13 protein-coding genes are annotated in these 17,578 nt (G+C 65.5%); 10 read left to right on the top strand and 3 right to left on the bottom strand.

The genetic code is table 11. The features are described 5' to 3' along the window. Positions 1-5 precede the first annotated feature (5 nt). From nusA to pnp, 6 genes are all read left to right on the top strand, one after another. Complete coding sequence (nusA, locus tag D580_RS0106060) at positions 6-1,511, top strand: transcription termination factor NusA (protein WP_018953533.1); 1,506 nt, start codon at positions 6-8, stop codon at positions 1,509-1,511. A 183-nt stretch (positions 1,512-1,694) separates the two neighbouring features. Further along, entirely contained in the window at positions 1,695-4,253 is a 2,559-nt protein-coding gene (infB, locus tag D580_RS0106065) for a translation initiation factor IF-2 (RefSeq protein WP_026289756.1), read from the top strand. A 33-nt stretch (positions 4,254-4,286) separates the two neighbouring features. Next, positions 4,287-4,676, top strand: a complete 390-nt coding sequence (rbfA, locus tag D580_RS0106070; RefSeq protein ID WP_018953535.1) for a 30S ribosome-binding factor RbfA — start codon at positions 4,287-4,289, stop codon at positions 4,674-4,676. 207 nt (positions 4,677-4,883) lie between these two features. Then, the gene (gene truB, locus D580_RS0106075) at positions 4,884-5,807 is read left to right on the top strand and encodes a tRNA pseudouridine(55) synthase TruB (RefSeq protein WP_018953536.1); all 924 of its coding nucleotides are present in this window, start codon (positions 4,884-4,886) and stop codon (positions 5,805-5,807) included. Between the two features lie 139 nt (positions 5,808-5,946). Beyond that, the gene (gene rpsO, locus D580_RS0106080; protein ID WP_012637578.1) at positions 5,947-6,216 is read left to right on the top strand and encodes a 30S ribosomal protein S15; all 270 of its coding nucleotides are present in this window, start codon (positions 5,947-5,949) and stop codon (positions 6,214-6,216) included. A gap of 32 nt (positions 6,217-6,248) precedes the next feature. Then, entirely contained in the window at positions 6,249-8,330 is a 2,082-nt protein-coding gene (gene pnp, locus D580_RS0106085) for a polyribonucleotide nucleotidyltransferase (RefSeq protein ID WP_018953537.1), read from the top strand. 413 nt (positions 8,331-8,743) lie between these two features. On the opposite strand, the gene D580_RS0106090 is transcribed toward pnp, so the two are convergent. Further along, positions 8,744-9,691, bottom strand: a complete 948-nt coding sequence (locus tag D580_RS0106090) for a hydrolase (protein WP_018953538.1) — start codon at positions 9,689-9,691, stop codon at positions 8,744-8,746. Positions 9,692-9,780: 89 nt separating this feature from the next. On the opposite strand from D580_RS0106090, the gene D580_RS0106095 reads away from it, so the two are divergent. Then, complete coding sequence (locus D580_RS0106095; protein WP_018953539.1) at positions 9,781-10,437, top strand: class I SAM-dependent methyltransferase; 657 nt, start codon at positions 9,781-9,783, stop codon at positions 10,435-10,437. 85 nt (positions 10,438-10,522) lie between these two features. Here the strand turns inward: D580_RS0106095 and D580_RS0106100 are convergent, their stop codons facing one another. Further along, positions 10,523-10,813 carry a hypothetical protein gene (locus tag D580_RS0106100; protein ID WP_018953540.1) on the bottom strand — a complete coding sequence of 97 codons (291 nt, stop codon included), beginning with the start codon at positions 10,811-10,813 and terminating at the stop codon, positions 10,523-10,525. Continuing rightward, positions 10,810-11,163 carry a hypothetical protein gene (locus D580_RS0106105; RefSeq protein WP_018953541.1) on the bottom strand — a complete coding sequence of 118 codons (354 nt, stop codon included), beginning with the start codon at positions 11,161-11,163 and terminating at the stop codon, positions 10,810-10,812. Before D580_RS0106105 ends, D580_RS0106100 begins: the two co-directional genes overlap by 4 nt. Positions 11,164-11,354: 191 nt before the next feature. Here D580_RS0106105 and D580_RS0106110 point away from each other — a divergent pair, with 191 nt between their 5' ends. The 3 genes from D580_RS0106110 (at position 11,355) to D580_RS0106120 (ending at position 17,360) form a co-directional block, all read left to right on the top strand. Continuing rightward, on the top strand, positions 11,355-12,803 hold the full coding sequence (locus tag D580_RS0106110; protein ID WP_018953542.1) for a circularly permuted type 2 ATP-grasp protein: 1,449 nt from the start codon (positions 11,355-11,357) through the stop codon (positions 12,801-12,803). A gap of 3 nt (positions 12,804-12,806) precedes the next feature. Further along, positions 12,807-13,745: an alpha-E domain-containing protein gene (locus tag D580_RS0106115; RefSeq protein ID WP_018953543.1), complete on the top strand. Its 939-nt coding sequence runs from the start codon at positions 12,807-12,809 to the stop codon at positions 13,743-13,745. A 228-nt stretch (positions 13,746-13,973) separates the two neighbouring features. Beyond that, on the top strand, positions 13,974-17,360 hold the full coding sequence (locus D580_RS0106120) for a DUF2126 domain-containing protein (protein ID WP_018953544.1): 3,387 nt from the start codon (positions 13,974-13,976) through the stop codon (positions 17,358-17,360). Positions 17,361-17,578: the final 218 nt, after the last annotated feature.

Below are 17,578 nucleotides of genomic sequence, written 5' to 3' on the forward strand. Positions count from 1 at the left end.
CAGTCATGAACAAAGAGATCCTGATGGTGGTGGACGCCGTTTCCAACGAGAAGGGCGTCGAGAAGGAAGTGATCTTCGAGGCCATCGAGGCCGCGCTCGCCTCTGCCACGCGCAAGAAGCATGGCGGCGAGATCGACGTGCGCGTCAGCATCCACCGGGAGACCGGCGACTACGAGACCTTCCGCCGCTGGCTGGTGGTGGACGACGAGGATCCGGAGTTCGAGAGCCCGGAGCGCCAGAAGCTGCTGTCCTACGCGCGCCAGACCCATCCCGACATCCAGGTGGGTGAGTACATCGAGGAGCCCATGGAGTCCGTGGACTTCGGCCGCATCGCCGCCCAGACCGCCAAGCAGGTGATCGTGCAAAAGGTACGCGAGGCCGAGCGTGCCAAGGTGGTCGAGGAGTTCAAGCACCGGGTGGGCGAGCTGGTCATGGGCGTGGTCAAGCGTACCGAACGCAGCGGTGTGTTCCTGGACCTGGGGGGAAATGCCGAGGCCTTCATCCCCCGCGAGGAGATGATCCCGAGGGAGACGGTGCGCCCCAACGACCGCCTGCGCGGTTACCTCAAGGAAGTGCGTTCCGAGCCCCGCGGCCCGCAGCTGTTCGTCAGCCGCACGGCGCCGGAGTTCCTCATCGAGATGTTCAAGCTGGAAGTGCCCGAGGTGGGCCAGGGCCTGATCGACATCATGGGTGCCGCCCGTGATCCGGGTCTGCGCGCCAAGATCGCGGTGCGTTCCAATGATCCGCGCCTGGATCCCGTGGGCGCCTGCGTGGGCATGCGCGGCTCCCGGGTGCAGTCGGTGTCCAATGAACTGGCCGGCGAGCGCATCGACATCATCCTCTGGGACGAGAACCCGGCCCAGTTCGTGATCAACGCCATGTCGCCCGCCGAGGTGCTGTCCATCGTCATGGACGAGGACCGTCACAGCATGGACATCGCCGTGGCCGATGAGAAGCTCTCCCAGGCCATCGGCAGGGGCGGTCAGAACATCCGCCTGGCCTCCCAGCTCACCGGCTGGGAACTGAACGTGATGAACGAGGCCCAGGCCGCCGAGAAGAGCGAGGCCGAGGCCGCCGAGCTGCAGCGCATGTTCATGGAGAACCTGGACGTGGACGAGGAGGTCGCTGCCATCCTGGTCCAGGAAGGTTTCTCCAGCATCGAGGAAGTGGCCTACGTGCCCACCTCGGAGATCATGCAGATCGAGGAGTTCGACGAGGAGATCGTCGAGGAGCTGCGCGCCCGTGCCCGGGACGCCCTGCTCACCAAGGCCATCGCCACGGAGGAACAGGGCGGCGGCGACCCCGCCGAGGACCTGCTCAACATGGAGGGCATGGACCGGGATCTGGCCTTCAAGCTGGCCGCCAAGGGCATCTGCACCATGGAAGACCTGGCCGAGCAGGCCGTGGACGACCTGGTGGAGATCTCCGGCCTGGATGCAGAGAAGGCCGGCGAACTGATCATGACCGCCCGGGCGCCCTGGTTCGCGGAGGATGCGGGCGAGGTCAAATGATTCAGCGCGTCACGACGCCCGCAGCGGCGTCGCCGGCGCAGGCGCCCGGAAAGGGTGCAAGACAAGATCGATACGGCGCCAGCACGGGCCCGGGTCGCGACGGTCATACCGGAAGGGATGGCGCGGAGCGCGACGAGGGGCCTGAACGGGGCCGATACAGCAAGTTAGCGGAGGTGATGGTTTATGACCGATGTAACGGTTAAACAGTTGTCCGAGGTGGTGGGCACCCCGGTTGAGCGGCTGATCGAGCAGCTCGGCGAGGCGGGTGTGAGCGTCTCCGGTGCGGATCAGACTGTCACCGAGGAACAGAAACTCAAGCTCCTGGAGCACCTGCGCAAGAGCCACGGCAAGTCGGCCGCCGGCGAGGGCAAGAAGATCACCCTGCGGCGCAAGAGCACCACGGAGTTGCGGGTCACCGGCTCACAGGGCCGCGCGAAGACCGTCAGCGTGGAGGTGCGCAAGCGCCGCACATACGTCAAGCGCGACGAGGCCGAGGCTGCCGCTCCCGTTGAGGAGGCCGCCCCGGCCCCGGTGCTGGAGAGCAAGGCCGCGTTGATCGCCAAGCAGGTGGAAGAAGAGCGCAAGGCCGCCATGGACGCCTCACGCAGGGCCGATGAGGAGCGCAAGGCCGCCGAGGCCGCCCGCAAGGCCGAGCAGGAGCGCAAGGCCGCCGAGGAGGCTGCCCGTCTGGAGGCCGAGGAGGCCGCCCGTCGCGAGGCAGAAGAGGCCGCCAGGGCCGCCGAGCCGGAGACCGTCGCCGAGGCCGTGGAGGCCGCTGTCGCGCCGCCGCCCGCCGAGGCCGCACGTCCCGCCCGCCGCCGTCGCGGCCCCAAGGAGCGCGAGGACGAGAAGGGCGGTCGTCGCGAGGAATTGCACGTGGCCAGCGACAAGCGTGGCCGCCGCAAGGGCAAGGGCAAGGGCGCCACACGCGTCGCTGCGGCCGCCGTGGCCAGCAAGCATGGTTTCGAGCGTCCGACCGCGCCGGTGGTGCGCGAGGTGGCCCTGCCCGAATCCCTCACCGTGGGCGAACTGGCGCAGAAGCTCGCCATCAAGGCCCCGGAACTGATCAAGTCCCTGATGGGGATGGGCGTCATGGCCACCATCAACCAGGCCATCGACCGGGATACCGCTACCCTGGTGGTGGAGGAACTGGGCCACGTGGCCGTGCCCATGCAGGCGGAGGACCTGGACGAGGAACTGGCCGTCGCCACCGCAGAGCCGGTGGGCGAGCTCATGCCCCGTCCGCCGGTGGTCACCATCATGGGTCATGTGGACCATGGCAAGACCTCGCTGCTGGACTACATTCGCTCCTCCCGGGTCGCGCACGGCGAGGCCGGCGGCATTACCCAGCACATCGGTGCCTACCATGTGCAGACCGACCGGGGTGGTATCACCTTCCTGGATACCCCGGGCCACGCGGCCTTTACCGCCATGCGTGCCCGCGGTGCCAAGGTGACCGACATCGTCATCCTGGTGGTGGCAGCCGATGATGGCGTCATGCCCCAGACCCTCGAGGCCGTGCAGCATGCCAAGGCCGCCGGTGTGCCTCTCATCGTGGCGGTGAACAAGATCGACAAGCCGGAGGCCGATCCGGACCGGGTGAAGAACGAACTCTCCGCCCACCAGGTGATCCCCGAGGAGTGGGGTGGCGACACCCAGTTCGTGCATGTGTCCGCCCTCAAGGGCACCGGCGTGGAGGATCTGCTGGAGGCCGTCAACCTGCAGGCCGAGGTGATGGAGCTGAAGGCCCCTGTTGAAGGTCCCGCCGCGGGCGTGGTCATCGAGTCGCGGCTGGACAAGGGCCGCGGCCCCGTGGCCACGGTGCTGGTGCAGCGTGGCACCCTGAACAAGGGCGACGTGATCCTCACCGGCCAGGAGTTCGGCCGGGTGCGCGCCATGTTCGACGAGAACGGCAAACCGGTGAAGTCCGCCGGTCCGTCCATGCCCGTGGAGGTGCTGGGCCTGTCCGGCACACCCAATGCTGGTGACGACGTGCTGGTGCTGGAGGACGAGCGTAAGGCCCGTGAGGTGGCCCTGTTCCGTCAGGGCAAGTTCCGCGAGTCCAAGCTGGCCACCCAGCAGGCCGCCAAGCTGGAGAACCTGTTCAGTCAGATGCAGGAAGGTCAGGCGGGCACCGTGAACATCCTGCTCAAGGCGGATGTTCAGGGCAGTGCCGAGGCCATCCGCGACGCCCTGGAGAAGCTCTCCACCGACGAAGTGAAGGTGAAGATCATCGCTGCCGGCGTGGGCGGTATCACCGAGTCCGACATCAACCTGGCCAAGGCCTCCGACGCCATCGTCATCGGCTTCAACGTGCGTGCCGATGCCGGTGCCCGCAAGGCCGTGGCCGAGCAGGACGTGGACCTGCGCTACTACAGCGTGATCTACGAGGCCATCGACGACGTGCGCCAGGCCCTGACCGGTCTGCTGTCTCCGGAGACGCGCGAGGAGATCATCGGCCTCGCCCAGGTCAAGGACGTGTTCAAGTCCTCCCAGTTCGGCGCGGTGGCCGGCTGCCTGGTGGTGGAAGGCACCATCAAGCGCGGCAATCCCATCCGTGTGCTGCGCAACAACGTGGTCATCTACGAGGGCGAGCTGGAATCCCTGCGCCGCTTCAAGGACGACGTCAACGAGGTGCGCGCCGGTACCGACTGCGGTATCGCGGTGAAGAACTACAATGACGTGAAGCCGGGCGACCAGATCGAGGTCTACCAGCGCGTCGAGGTGGCCCGCACCCTGTAAGGCGGTCCGCCGCCCTGCAGGGGGTCATGTCCTATGCCCAGAGACTTTTCCAGAACCGAGCGGGTGGGTGACCAGATCCAGCGTGAGCTGGCCGAACTGATCCGCTTGGAGCTCAAGGACCCCCGGGTGGGCATGGTGACGCTCGCAGGCGTCGAGGTCAGCCGCGACCTGGCCCACGCCAAGGTGTGGTTCACGGTGCTGGGCAGCGAGCAGCAGATCGCCGACACCACCGAGGGCCTGCAGCGCGCCGCCGGTTTCCTGCGCCGGGAACTGGGCCGGCGCATGCGTCTGCGTACCGTGCCCCATCTGCACTTCCAGTACGACGACACCCAGGAAAAGGGTGCGCGCCTGTCCGCCCTGATCGACAAGGCCGTGGCCGAGGATCGCGCCCGGCATCCGGACGACGACGAAGAGCGGTCGTAAAGAGCCTTGCCGCAGAGGCGGGGAATCAATAAAAGAACGACAGGATTAACAGGATTGTTCAGGATTGACAGGATTCAAGACATATCGTGTTTCGGGCCTTTTCGCTCTCGCCAAATCCTGTAAATCCGCATTTATCCTGTTCATCCTGTCCATTGGTTTTGCTTCGCCTGATCGTCTCCGCGGCAACCCCTTTCGAGCCAGCACCAGATGAACAAACCCAAGATCCAGCGCCGGGACGTGCATGGCATCGTGTTGCTGGACAAGCCCCAGGGCTACAGTTCCAACCAGGCCCTGCAGCGGGTGAAGTACCTGTTCCGGGCCCGCAAGGCGGGTCATACCGGCAGCCTGGATCCGCTGGCCACCGGCCTGCTGCCCCTGTGCTTCGGCGAGGCCACCAAGGTGTCGGGCTTCCTGCTGGATGCGGATAAGCATTACCGTACCCGTTGCCGTCTGGGGCAGACCACCGACACCGCCGATGCCGAGGGGCAGGTACTGGAGACTCGGCCGGTGCCGGCCCTGAACGAAGCGCTGATCGAGGCCGCCCTGGCCCCGTTTCGCGGCCCCATCCACCAGGTGCCGCCCATGTACTCGGCGCTCAAGCACCAGGGGCAACGGCTCTACGAACTGGCCCGCAAGGGCGAGGAAGTGGAGCGCAAGGCCCGGGATGTCACCATCCATGCCCTGAGCTGTCTGGGATTTACGGCGGACACACTGGAACTGGACGTGCACTGTTCCAAGGGCACCTACATCCGCACCCTGGTGGAGGACATCGGCGAGCGGCTCGGCTGTGGTGCCCACGTGATCGAGTTGCGCCGTCTGGGGCTCGGACCCTTCGAGACCCCGACCATGGTCACCCTGGAGGAGATCGAGGCCCGCGCTGAGCAGGGCGAAGCGGCCCTGGATGCCCTGCTGACCCCCATCGACAGCGCGCTCACCCAGTGGCCCGCGGTGCGCCTGGACCGGGACAGCGCCTATTATCTGCGCCAGGGGCAGGCGGTGTTCGTGCCCGGCGCGCCGACCCGGGGCCTGGTGCGGGTCTATGGCCCGGGGGAGACCTTCCTGGCCATGGGCGAGATCCTGGACGATGGCCGGGTGGCCCCCCGGCGTCTGATGATGATGGGGCAGGCCTGACAGGCAGGATGGGCAGCACGCTGTACCCCTTGCAAATCCGGCCAATGCCTATTCCATCGGCCCCCCGGCGTGATAGAATTCCCGACCTTTACCATAAGCACAGCCTTCTCGAGAGAGTTTTTCAGGAGTAAATGAAGTCATGTCTCTGAATGCCGAAACCAAGGCCGGTATTGTTGAAAAGTACCGCCGCGACCCCTCCGACACCGGTTCCCCTGAAGTCCAGGTGGCCCTGCTGTCCGCCCGTATCGATCACCTGATGGGGCACTTCGCCAGCCACAAGAAGGATCACCATTCCCGTCGTGGTCTGCTGAAGATGGTCAACCAGCGCCGCAAGCTGCTGGACTACCTGAAGTCTCAGGATCAGCAGCGCTACCAGGACCTGGTCAGCAGCCTGGGTCTGCGTCGCTAAAAAAGCCATTACAAGAAACGCAGGGAGTCACCGTGACAGCCATCAAGAAGTCCTTCCAGTACGGTCAGCATACCGTCACCTTCGAAACCGGAGAGATTGCGCGCCAGGCCAGCGGCGCGGTCCTGGTCAACATGGCCGACACCGTGGTGCTGGTCACCGCCGTGGGTCTGAAGGACGTGGCGCAGGGCCGGGACTTCTTCCCGCTGACGGTGAACTACCAGGAGCGCACCTACGCCGCGGGCCGCATCCCTGGCGGGTTCTTCAAACGTGAGGGTCGTCCCACCGAAAAGGAGACCCTGACCTCCCGGCTGATCGACCGTCCTATCCGGCCGCTGTTCCCGAAGGGTTTCATGAACGAGGTGCAGGTCATCGCCACGGTGATGTCCATGAATCCCGAGGTGGATCCCGACGTCCCGGCCATGCTGGGCGCCTCCGCTGCCCTGGCCCTGTCCGGCCTGCCCTTCAAGGGCCCCATCGGTGCCGCCCGCGTGGGTTACCTGAACGGCGCCTACGTGCTCAATCCGAGCCTGTCCGAACTCAAGCACTCCGACCTGGACCTGGTGGTCGCCGGCACCGAGAAGGCCGTGCTCATGGTGGAGTCCGAGGCGAAGCTGCTCTCCGAGGAGGTCATGCTGGGCGCGGTGATGTACGGTCATGAGCAGATGCAGGCCGCCATCAAGGTGATCAACGAACTGGCCGCCGAGGCCGGTAAGCCCGCCTGGGACTGGGTTGCGCCGGAAGAGAACGTGGCGCTCAAGGAAGCCGTGGCCGCCGCCTGCGAGGCGGATCTGACCGCCGCCTACCAGATCGCCGAGAAGCAGGCCCGTAATCAGCAGGTCAACGCCCTGCGTGATGCCGTGGTTGCCAAGCTGGCCACCGGGGAGGAGGACGCTCCCTCCGCCGAGAAGGTCAAGGCTGCCTTCGGCGCCTTGGAAAAACGCATCGTGCGCAGCCGGGTGCTCAAGGGCGAGCCCCGCATCGACGGACGCGATACCCGCACCGTGCGCCCGATCACCGTCAAGACGGGCGTCTTGCCGCGCACCCATGGTTCCGCTCTGTTCACCCGTGGCGAGACCCAGGCCATCGTGGTGGCCACTCTGGGTACGGATCGTGATGCCCAGCTGATCGAGGCCATCGAAGGTGAGCGCCGCGAGCGTTTCATGCTGCATTACAACTTCCCCCCCTTCTGCACCGGTGAGACCGGCATGGTGGGTTCGCCCAAGCGCCGCGAGATTGGTCACGGCCGTCTCGCCAAGCGCGGCGTGCAGGCCGTGATGCCCAGCGAGGCGGAATGCCCCTACGTGCTGCGCGTGGTCTCCGAGATCACCGAGTCCAACGGCTCCAGTTCCATGGCCTCCGTGTGCGGCACCAGCCTGGCCCTGATGGACGCCGGCGTGCCCCTGAAGGCCCCCGTGGCCGGTATCGCCATGGGCCTGATCAAGGAAGGCGACGCCTTCGCCGTGATCTCCGACATCCTGGGTGACGAGGATCACCTGGGCGACATGGACTTCAAGGTGGCTGGCAGCAAGGACGGCGTGTCCGCCCTGCAGATGGACATCAAGATCGACGGCATCACCCGCGAGATCATGGAAAAGGCCCTGGCCCAGGCGAAGGAAGGCCGTCTGTACATCCTGGAAAAGATGAACGCGGTGCTCAGCGAGCCCCGCACCGAGGTGTCCGCCTACGCGCCGCGCTTCACCACCCTCAAGATCCATCCGGACAAGATCCGCGACGTGATCGGCAAGGGCGGCGCCACCATCCGCGCCCTGACCGAAGAGACCGGCACCAGCATCGACATCTCCGACGACGGTACGGTGAAGATCGCCTCCGTGGACAAGGCCGCCGGTGATGAGGCCCGCCGCCGTATCGAGGAACTCACCGCCGACGTGGAAGTGGGCCGCGTCTACGAGGGCCGCGTGGTCAAGATCATGGACTTCGGCGCCTTCGTTACCATCCTGCCCGGCCGCGACGGCCTGGTGCACATCTCCCAGATCTCCGAAGATCGGGTGGAAAGTGTCTCCGATCGCCTCTCCGAGGGTGATCTGGTGAAGGTGAAGGTGCTGGAAGTGGACAAGCAGGGGCGTATTCGTCTCAGCATGAAGGAAGTTGGTTGAGGGGTTGATCTCTGAAGTTGTGTGATGAAAAGGGGCCTGATCGGGCCCCTTTTCATTTTGGGTTCGTTGGGTTGTCTGGTTGAAGTGTTCGCGTTCTTGGGCGGAAATTGAGTTCAAGCCGAGGCGAAAGCCGATGTCCAATACAAAGGCGTTTCGATCCGGCTTGCAGCCGGCTCGAGTTACTTTTCTTGGACAAGCAAGACAAGATCGCCGGGAGCGATCTTGCGCGCAAGCCCCGAAGGGGTGAGGCGCATGGACGCGCCGAACAAAAGTAACCCGAGCCCCGTGCAACGGGGATCGGAAGCCTTTGATCTCGGTTTTGTCTTAGGTCTGCAATTGCGTACCGGATCGCAGATCTTTGATTTGATGACTCCAGCCGAAACACAACAGATCCTCAGGCCGGCTCGAAACAGCTATCCAAATCTCTCCCCCAACCACGCCACACACCGCCGCTCCAACCAGGACCGCCCGAGACTGTCCATGAACCCCACATGCCCACCCCCCTCGGCCACCTCGAGCCGAACTGAATCAGAGAGCTCGTCCGCCCCGGGAATGACGTCGGGCGTCATGAAGGGATCGTTGCGGGCATGCAGGATCAGGGTCGGTACCCGGATGCCGCGCAGCCAGGGGCGGCAACTGGCCCGGGTGTAGTAATCGTCCACGTCCCGGTAGCCGGCCAGTGGGGCGGTCACCGCATCGTCGAAGCTGCGGAAGTCCCGCAGCCGGGCGATCTCGCGGCAGTCCAGGGGCATGTCCATGCGCCGGCACTTGCGCAGCACGGAGCGGCGCAGCTGACGGACCAGATGCCACTGATACATCCGGGACAGGCCCCGTTCCATGCGGTCGGCCGCCCGGTGCAGATCGAAGGGCACGGAGATGCCTATGGCGGCATCCACCCGGGGGCTTGTGGCAGGATCCCCCAGCCAGCGCAGCAGGGCGTTGCCGCCCAGGGACACGCCGATCAGCGCCAGTGGCCGGTTGGGCTCCCGTCGGCGCAGGTGATCCACCACGTCGGCAATGTCGCCGGTCTCACCGGCGCTGTAGGCCCGGGGCAGACGGTTGGGTTCTCCGCTGCAGCCCCGGAAATGCATCACCAGGCCCTGGCAGCCGGCCAGTGTCAGGCGGCGCATCAGGCCGGCGGCGTAGGGGCTGCGGCTGGAGCCCTCCAGGCCATGGAGCAACATCACCAGGGGCCCCTCGCGTTGAGGACCCCAGTCCAGGTCCAGGAAATCCCCGTCGTGCAGTTCCAGACGTTCCCGGTGCAGGGCGACGCCACGACGGGGCAGCAGATTGGGGATCAGGGTCTGCAGGTGGGCGCCCGGCAGCCACCAGGCGGGGGTGAAATCGGCAGGCTGGATCATGACTTAAGACCGGTTATAAAAGAGGGCGGCCCTTGAAACCCGGGGCTGGAGCCGGTACAACAGGGGCACGCCTTCATCCAAGGGTTGCCATGGATCTCCCTTCCATTCGAAGCGCCTACAAGCGCTATGCGCGTACCTATGATGCACTGTTCGGCCCGATCTTCTCCGGCGGCCGGCGCATGGCCGTCAGACTCGCCAATACCGAACCAAACCAGCGCATCCTGGAGGTGGGGGTCGGTACTGGGCTGTCCTTGCCGGACTACCGGGAGGATGCCCGGGTGGTGGGCGTCGACATCAGCCCCGATATGCTGAAGATCGCCCGGGAACGGGCGCAGGGTCTGCCCCAGGTGGAGGCCCTGCTGGAGATGGATGCCGAACAGCTGGCCTTTCCGGACAACAGCTTCGACAGCGTGGTGGCCATGTACGTGGCCTCGGTGGTGCCCCATCCGGAGCGCCTGCTGGCGGAGATGCAGCGGGTCTGCGTGCCGGGCGGGGATGTGCTGGTGATCAACCACTTTGCCTCCAGCCACCCGGTGATCCGGCGCATGGAGCGCACCCTGCGCCCGCTGTCCAAGGTGTTGGGCTTTCGCACCGACATGGAACTGGACGCCCTGCCGCGGTTGCCGGGGCTCGATCGCCTCGACGTGCTCAATGCCAATCTGTTCGGTTACTGGAAGCTGGTGCATTACCGCAATGGTGAGGCGGTGTCTGAACAGACCGTGGGTGAAGAGGCGCTGGCGGGGTGAAGAGAGTATTCAAGATTCAAAATTCAAAATTCAAGATTCAAAGGCTGGGTTTAATCTCTTTGAATTTTGAATTTTGAATTTTGAATTATGACTTTCGTGTCAGCAGCGGCAGTTCATGCCTACGCGCGTTGGCCGCCAGAAAGGTTCCCCGGCCGTTCTGTTCCAGATCCAGGCTTTCCCGACACTCCGAGGCCTCGCCCAGGATCGTGGCGAAGATCACTTCCAGTTCACAGGCATCCACCCGCAGTGTCCCGAAGGGGCCGCCCCTGTCATCGGGCAGCCAGAACAGTCTGGGCGCCCAGTTCCTGCCCTGGATGGTCTCGTGCCGGTACCAGCGGATGAGTTTCTCTTCCAGGCTTTCCCGCGACTCGCTCATTCAGCCTCCCGTGGGACCTTGACCTTGGGTTGCAGGGCGCGGCCGCTGTTTGCGTCGTAGAAGGTCGCGCCGATCTCCGGCAGTTCCGGGCAGGCCGATTTGAGGCGCTGATACCAGCCGGCGGGCAGGGCGTTAAATACCAGGTGCTGCAGTTCGCGCCGGGTCAGCACCACCTCCACGCCGCCGCTGCGGTAGCGGTAGCCCGGTTCGCCGCTGATCACACTGGCGGGACCGGGTTCACCCAGGTCCAGGGGCTTGTGCCCGGCATAGTCGCCGGCCATGGCCACCAGCAGGGCCTCGTCGTCAAAACGGCGCAGCTTGCCGTCCGCACCCTCGATCTCGATATTCATATCCCTCACCCGAAAAAATGACCGTCGCTAAATTGTCAGGCATTGTCCACCGGATGCCGGATCGTGATTGTGACTGAAAGTCTGCCGCTTCTCTAATCCCCATGGCGATGCACGGGGCATGGGCACTTGTTTATCGTGGCCTCAGGGCTTAACGTGAAAACTCGAGCATTCGAACCCGGATCCGATCACCCATGAGCATCGACTGGAAGAGTTACGACCCCAACGGCTTCTACGATGAACTGATCAGTTCACCCGGCTATCCCCGCGCCGCAGCCCGCACACTGACCTCCTATCTGCGCTCCCTGAGCGACGAGGAGATCCACGAGCGCAAGGCAGCCGCGGAACACGCCATCGTGGAAATGGGCATCACCTTCACGGTGTACACGGAGGGGGGCAACATCGACCGGGCCTGGCCCTTCGACATCATCCCGCGCATCATCCCGCGCAAGGAATGGATGCGCGTGGAGGAGGGCCTCAAGCAGAGGGTCACCGCGCTCAACCTGTTCATCAACGATCTCTACAACGAGCAGAAGATCGTCAAGGACAAGGTGTTCCCCAAGGAGGTGCTGGCCCAGTCCAAAAATTTCCGTGAGCAGTGCGTCGGCATCCAACCGGCCCACGGGGTCTGGGCGCACATCTGCGGCTCCGACCTGGTGCGTGACAAGGACGGCACCCTATACGTGCTCGAGGACAACCTGCGCGTGCCTTCGGGGGTCTCCTACATGCTGGAGAACCGCCAGGTCACCAAGCGGGTGTTCCCGGAACTGTTCGAGAACTACTCCATCCTGCCGGTGGACGAATACCCCTCGCAGCTGTTCGACATGCTGGCCTCCCTGTCGCCCCGGCCCCTGGATTATCCGGAGGTGGTGGTGCTCACGCCGGGCATCTACAACTCCGCCTATTTCGAGCATTCCTTCCTGGCCCAGCGCATGGGCGCGGAACTGGTGGAGGGCAGTGACCTGCTGGTGGGCGAGGACGACTGCGTGTACATGCGCACCATCGGCGGCCTGGAACGGGTGGACGTGATCTACCGTCGCGTCGATGACCTGTTCCTGGACCCCGAGGCCTTCAACCCCGACTCCATGCTGGGGGTGCCCGGGTTGATGCGCGCCTGGCGCAAGGGCAACGTGGCACTGGCCAATGCGCCCGGGGCGGGCGTGGCCGACGACAAGGTGGTCTACGCCTTCGTGCCGGAGATCATCCGCTACTACCTGGACCAGGACCCCATCATCCCCAATGTGCCTACCTACCGCTGCATGTACCCCGACGAGCGCGAGCACGTGCTTAAGCACCTGGACGAACTGGTGATCAAACCCGCCAACGAGTCCGGTGGTTACGGCATGCTCATCGGCCCCCATGCCAGCAAGCGCCAGCGTGCGGAGTTCGCCGACCTGATCAAAAAGGATCCGCGCAATTACATCGCCCAGCCCACCCTAGCCATCTCCACCACGCCGACCCTGTGCGACGGACACCTGGAGCCCCGTCACGTGGACCTGCGCCCCTTCATCCTCCAGGGTGTGCGCACCGACGTGACCGCCGGCGGCCTGACCCGGGTGGCCCTGCGCAAGGGTTCCCTGGTGGTCAATTCCTCCCAGGGCGGGGGCAGCAAGGACACCTGGATCGTGGATACGGAGTCATAAGCGATGCTTTCACGCGTAGCCGAACGCCTGTACTGGATGGCCCGCTATATCGAGCGTGCCGAGAACACCGCGCGCATGGTGATGGCCTTCTCCCACCTGGCCCTGGACATGCCCCGCTCGGTGCAGCTGTCCTGGAAGAGCATGGTCTCCACCACCGGCGGTGATGCCGCCTTCGATCATCACTACCAGCGGGATGATGAGCGCAATTGCGTCAAGTTCCTGCTCGCTGATCTGGACAATCCCGGCTCCATCATGAGTTCGCTCTCCGGGGCCCGGGAGAACGTGCGCACCACCCGGGACCTGGTGCCCTCCGAGGCCTGGGAATCGGTCAATGAGCTGTACCTGTTCGGCAAGGCCAACGCGGAGGCCGGCGTGGGCAAGCGCGGCCGCTATGCCTTCCTCTCGGAGATCATCAGCCGCTGCCAGCAGATCACCGGCCTGCTGGCAGGCACCATGAGCCATGACCATGCCTATGACTTCATCCGCGCCGGGCGCAACCTGGAGCGGGCCGACATGAGTTCGCGCCTGCTGGACGTGGCCGGCATCGGCCTGCTCAGCAAGGACGAGGACATGCAGCCCTTCGAGAACCTGCTGTGGATCAACATCCTGAAATCCGTGAGCGGTTTCCAGATGTACCGCCAGCACGTGCGCCGACGCGTCAACGGTGCCCTGGTGATCCAGTTCCTGCTCCAGGACAAGCAGTTCCCCCGCGCCATCGCCCACGCCCTGGGCGAGGTGGAGTCGAGCCTCGCCAACCTGCCGCGCAACGAACTGCCGCTGCGCTTCATCGCTCAGGTCAAGCGCCACGTGCTGGATGCCAAGGTGGAGACCCTGCTCAAGCCCGAGGAACTGCACCAGTTCCTGGACCAGATCCAGATGGAGATGGCCGAGACCCACGCCAGCATCGCGGACAACTGGTTCCGTCTGGACCGAGCGGCGTGAGACGGCGGTTTGGTCTTTGCTAAGGAACATCTGCCGCAGAGGCGCGGAGACGCAGAGAAAGAAGGGATCTGACAGGATTTACATGATTCACATGATGAATAAGCACGCTTGCACCGCTTTTCGATTAATCCTGTAAATCATGTCAATCCTGTCAAAATACATTCTCTGCGTCTCCGCGCCTCTGCGGCAGATGTCATCACTTCCGCGCCATAGAAAACCGGAGCACCCATGGCCATTCGAGTCGCGCTGAACCACCGCACGGTGTATCGCTTTGACCGGCGGGTGCGGATCTCGCCCCATGTGATCCGGCTGCGCCCGGCGGTGCACACGCGCACGCCGATCCTCAGCTATTCCCTGGACATCCAGCCGAAGGAACACTTCATCAACTGGCAGCAGGACCCCTTCGGCAACCTGCTGGCCCGGGTGGTGTTCCCGGAGGCCATGCGCGAGCTCTCGGTCACCGTGGACCTGGTGGCGGAGATGACCGTCATCAATCCCTTCGATTTCTTCGTGGAGAAATACGCGGAGACCTTCCCCTTCGAGTACGACGGTATCCTGGCCAAGGAGCTGATTCCCTACCTGGAGATCACCGATCGCGGTCCCTTGCTCATGGGGTGGCTCGAGCAGGTCAAGCGGGACGAGCGCGGCATCGTGGATTTCCTGGTGGATCTCAACCGCCGCCTGCACCAGGACATCGCCTACAGCGTGCGCATGGAACCCGGCGTGCAGAGCTGCGAGGAGACGCTCACGCGGCGCATCGGCTCCTGCCGGGATTCCGCCTGGCTGCTGGTGCAGATCCTGCGCCACCTGGGGCTGGCGGCCCGCTTCGTCTCCGGTTATCTCGTCCAGCTCACCGCCGACGAGAAGTCCCTGGATGGCCCCTCCGGGCCCGAGGCGGACTTCACCGACCTGCACGCCTGGACCGAGGTGTTTGTGCCGGGGGCCGGATGGATCGGGCTCGATCCCACCTCGGGGCTGTTCGCCGGGGAGGGGCACATCCCGCTGGCCTGCACGCCCAGCCCCCTGAGTGCCGCGCCCATCACCGGCTACACCGAGGTGTGCGAGGTTGCCTTCGAGCATGAGAACCGGGTCAGCCGCATCCACGAGGACCCCCGGGTCACCAAACCCTACAGCGATGACCAGTGGGCCGCCATCGACGCCCTGGGCCGCAAGGTGGACCAGGACCTGCTGGATGGGGACGTGCGCCTGACCATGGGCGGCGAGCCCACCTTCGTGTCCATCGACGACATGGAGGCCGCCGAGTGGAACACCCGGGCCGACGGCCCCCACAAGCGCCGGCTGGCCCGGGAACTGGCCGGGCGTCTGCTCAGACGCTTCGGCCCCGGCGGCATGTTCCACCACGGCCAGGGCAAGTGGTATCCCGGCGAGCCTCTGCCGCGCTGGTCCCTGGGCTGTTTCTGGCGCAAGGACGGCGAGCCGGTGTGGCGGGATCCCGCGTGGCTCGCGGACATCAGCCGGGACTACGGCCACGGCCGCGACCAGGCCCTGGCCTTCGCCCGGGAACTGGCGCACCACCTGGGCGTGCCTGAGAACTACCTGGTGCCCGGTTACGAGGACCCCCTCTACTATCTGTGGCGGGAAGGTAACGAGCCCGTTAACCGGGATCCACTCAAGGCGGATCTGAAGAGTCCCGCGGAACGCCGCCGCCTGGCCCGCATCCTCTCCCAGGGCCTGGACGAACCGGTGGGTTATGCCCTGCCGCTCACCTGGGACCACCAGTACGACCACTGGCGCAGCGGCGTCTGGGCGTTTCGCCGCGGCCGGTTGTTCCTGATCCCCGGGGATTCCCCCATGGGCCTGCGCCTGCCCCTGGACAGCCTGCCCTGGGTGGCGCCTGCCCAGCGAGACGAGCCCCAGGCTCCGAGCCTGTTCGAGGCGCGTCCGGAGCTGGGGGATTACTTTGGTGAGGTGACCCGGCGCTACAGCGAGCGGGTGGCCCCCGAGGATCCCCGGGCCGACACGGGCCTGCAGCCCCAGGCCCCGGGCGACGACCCGGACGACACCCGCTGGGCGGAGGTGCCCCACACCAGCCTGTGCGTGGAGGCCCGGGAAGGGCGCCTGCACGTGTTTCTGCCACCGCTCAATTTCCTGGAGCACTACCTGGACCTGGTCTCCGCCGTGGAGGCCACAGCCACGAAGCTCAAGCTGCCCGTGGTGCTGGAGGGCTACGAGCCGCCCCGGGACAACCGCCTGGAACGGCTGCTGGTGACCCCGGACCCGGGGGTGATCGAAGTGAACATCCATCCCGCCGCCAGCTGGGAAAGGCTTCGGGACAACACCCTGGCCCTCTACGAGGAGGCGCGCCAGTCGCGCCTGGGCACGGAGAAGTTCATGCTGGACGGCCGCCACACGGGCACCGGCGGCGGCAACCACGTGACCCTGGGGGCGGCCACCCCCGTGGACAGCCCGCTGCTGCGCCGGCCGGACCTGCTGGGCTCCCTGGTGAGCTTCTGGCAGCACCACCCGGGGCTCTCCTATCTGTTCTCCGGCATGTTCATCGGCCCCACCAGCCAGGCGCCGCGCATCGACGAGGCGCGCAACGAATCCCTCTACGAGCTGGAGATCGCCCTGTCGCAGTTGCCGCAGGGAGAGGAGCCCCGCCCCTGGCTGGTGGACCGGCTGTTTCGCAACCTGCTGGTGGACATCACCGGCAACACCCACCGGGCCGAGTTCTGCATCGACAAGCTCTACTCCCCGGACAGCCCCACGGGGCGCCTGGGCCTGCTGGAGCTGCGCGCCTTCGAGATGCCGCCCCACGCGCGCATGAGCCTGGTGCAGATGCTGCTGCTGCGCGCCCTGGTGGCCTGTTTCTGGCGCGAGCCCTACCGCCACCGGCTGGTGCGCTGGGGCACGGCCCTGCACGACCGCTTCATGCTGCCCCACTTCGTGGAACGGGACATGGCCCAGGTGGTGGAGCACCTGAACCGCGCCGGTTACCCCTTCCAGGCGGACTGGCTGACGCCGTTCTCCGAGTTCCGCTTCCCCCATTACGGCCGGGTCAACATCGGCGACATCCAGATCGAGCTGCGCATGGCGCTCGAGCCCTGGCACGTGCTGGGCGAGGAGGTGACGACGGCGGGCACGGCACGCTACGTGGACTCCTCCGTGGAGCGCCTGCAGGTGCGCGTGACGGGACTCACCGAGGGCCGCTACGTGCTGGCCTGCAACGGCCGGCGTGTGCCCCTGCAGTCCACCGGCACCCACGGCGAGTACGTGGCCGGGGTACGCTACCGGGCCTGGCAGCCGCCCTCGGCCCTGCACCCCAACATCGGCGTGCACGCGCCCCTGGTGTTCGACCTGATCGACACCTGGAACGGTCGCGCCATCGGCGGCTGCACCTACCACGTCTCCCACCCGGGCGGGCGCAACTACGACGTCTTCCCGGTCAACGCCTTCGAGGCCGAGGCCCGGCGCATCACCCGCTTCTGGGACCACGGCCACACCCCCGGCACCCTGCAGCCGCCCCCGGCCCTGCGCTCCCTGGCGCAGTTTCACCCCGAGGGTAGCCTTCCGGGTCCCATGGCCCCGCCCACCGAGCGGCCCGACCCGGAGTATCCCTGCACGCTGGATCTTCGCCGGCCGCCGTTGGCGTGAATCCAGGGCCATGCCGCAGAGGCGCGGAGACGCTGAGACAAGAAAGGATCTGACAGGATTTACATGATGAACATGATTTCAAACACGGGGTTTCCGAGGTCTCTGATTCAATCCTGTTAATCATGTAAATCCTGTCAATATTCTTTTCCCTCTGCGGCTCAGGGCCTCTGCGGCGAATCCTTTGATTTTCAGAGGCAGGATTCAATAGCAGGATGTGG

The sequence above is a fragment of the Thioalkalivibrio sulfidiphilus genome (genome assembly GCF_000377945.1).
GTDB lineage: Bacteria > Pseudomonadota > Gammaproteobacteria > Ectothiorhodospirales > Ectothiorhodospiraceae > Thioalkalivibrio_A > Thioalkalivibrio_A sulfidiphilus_A.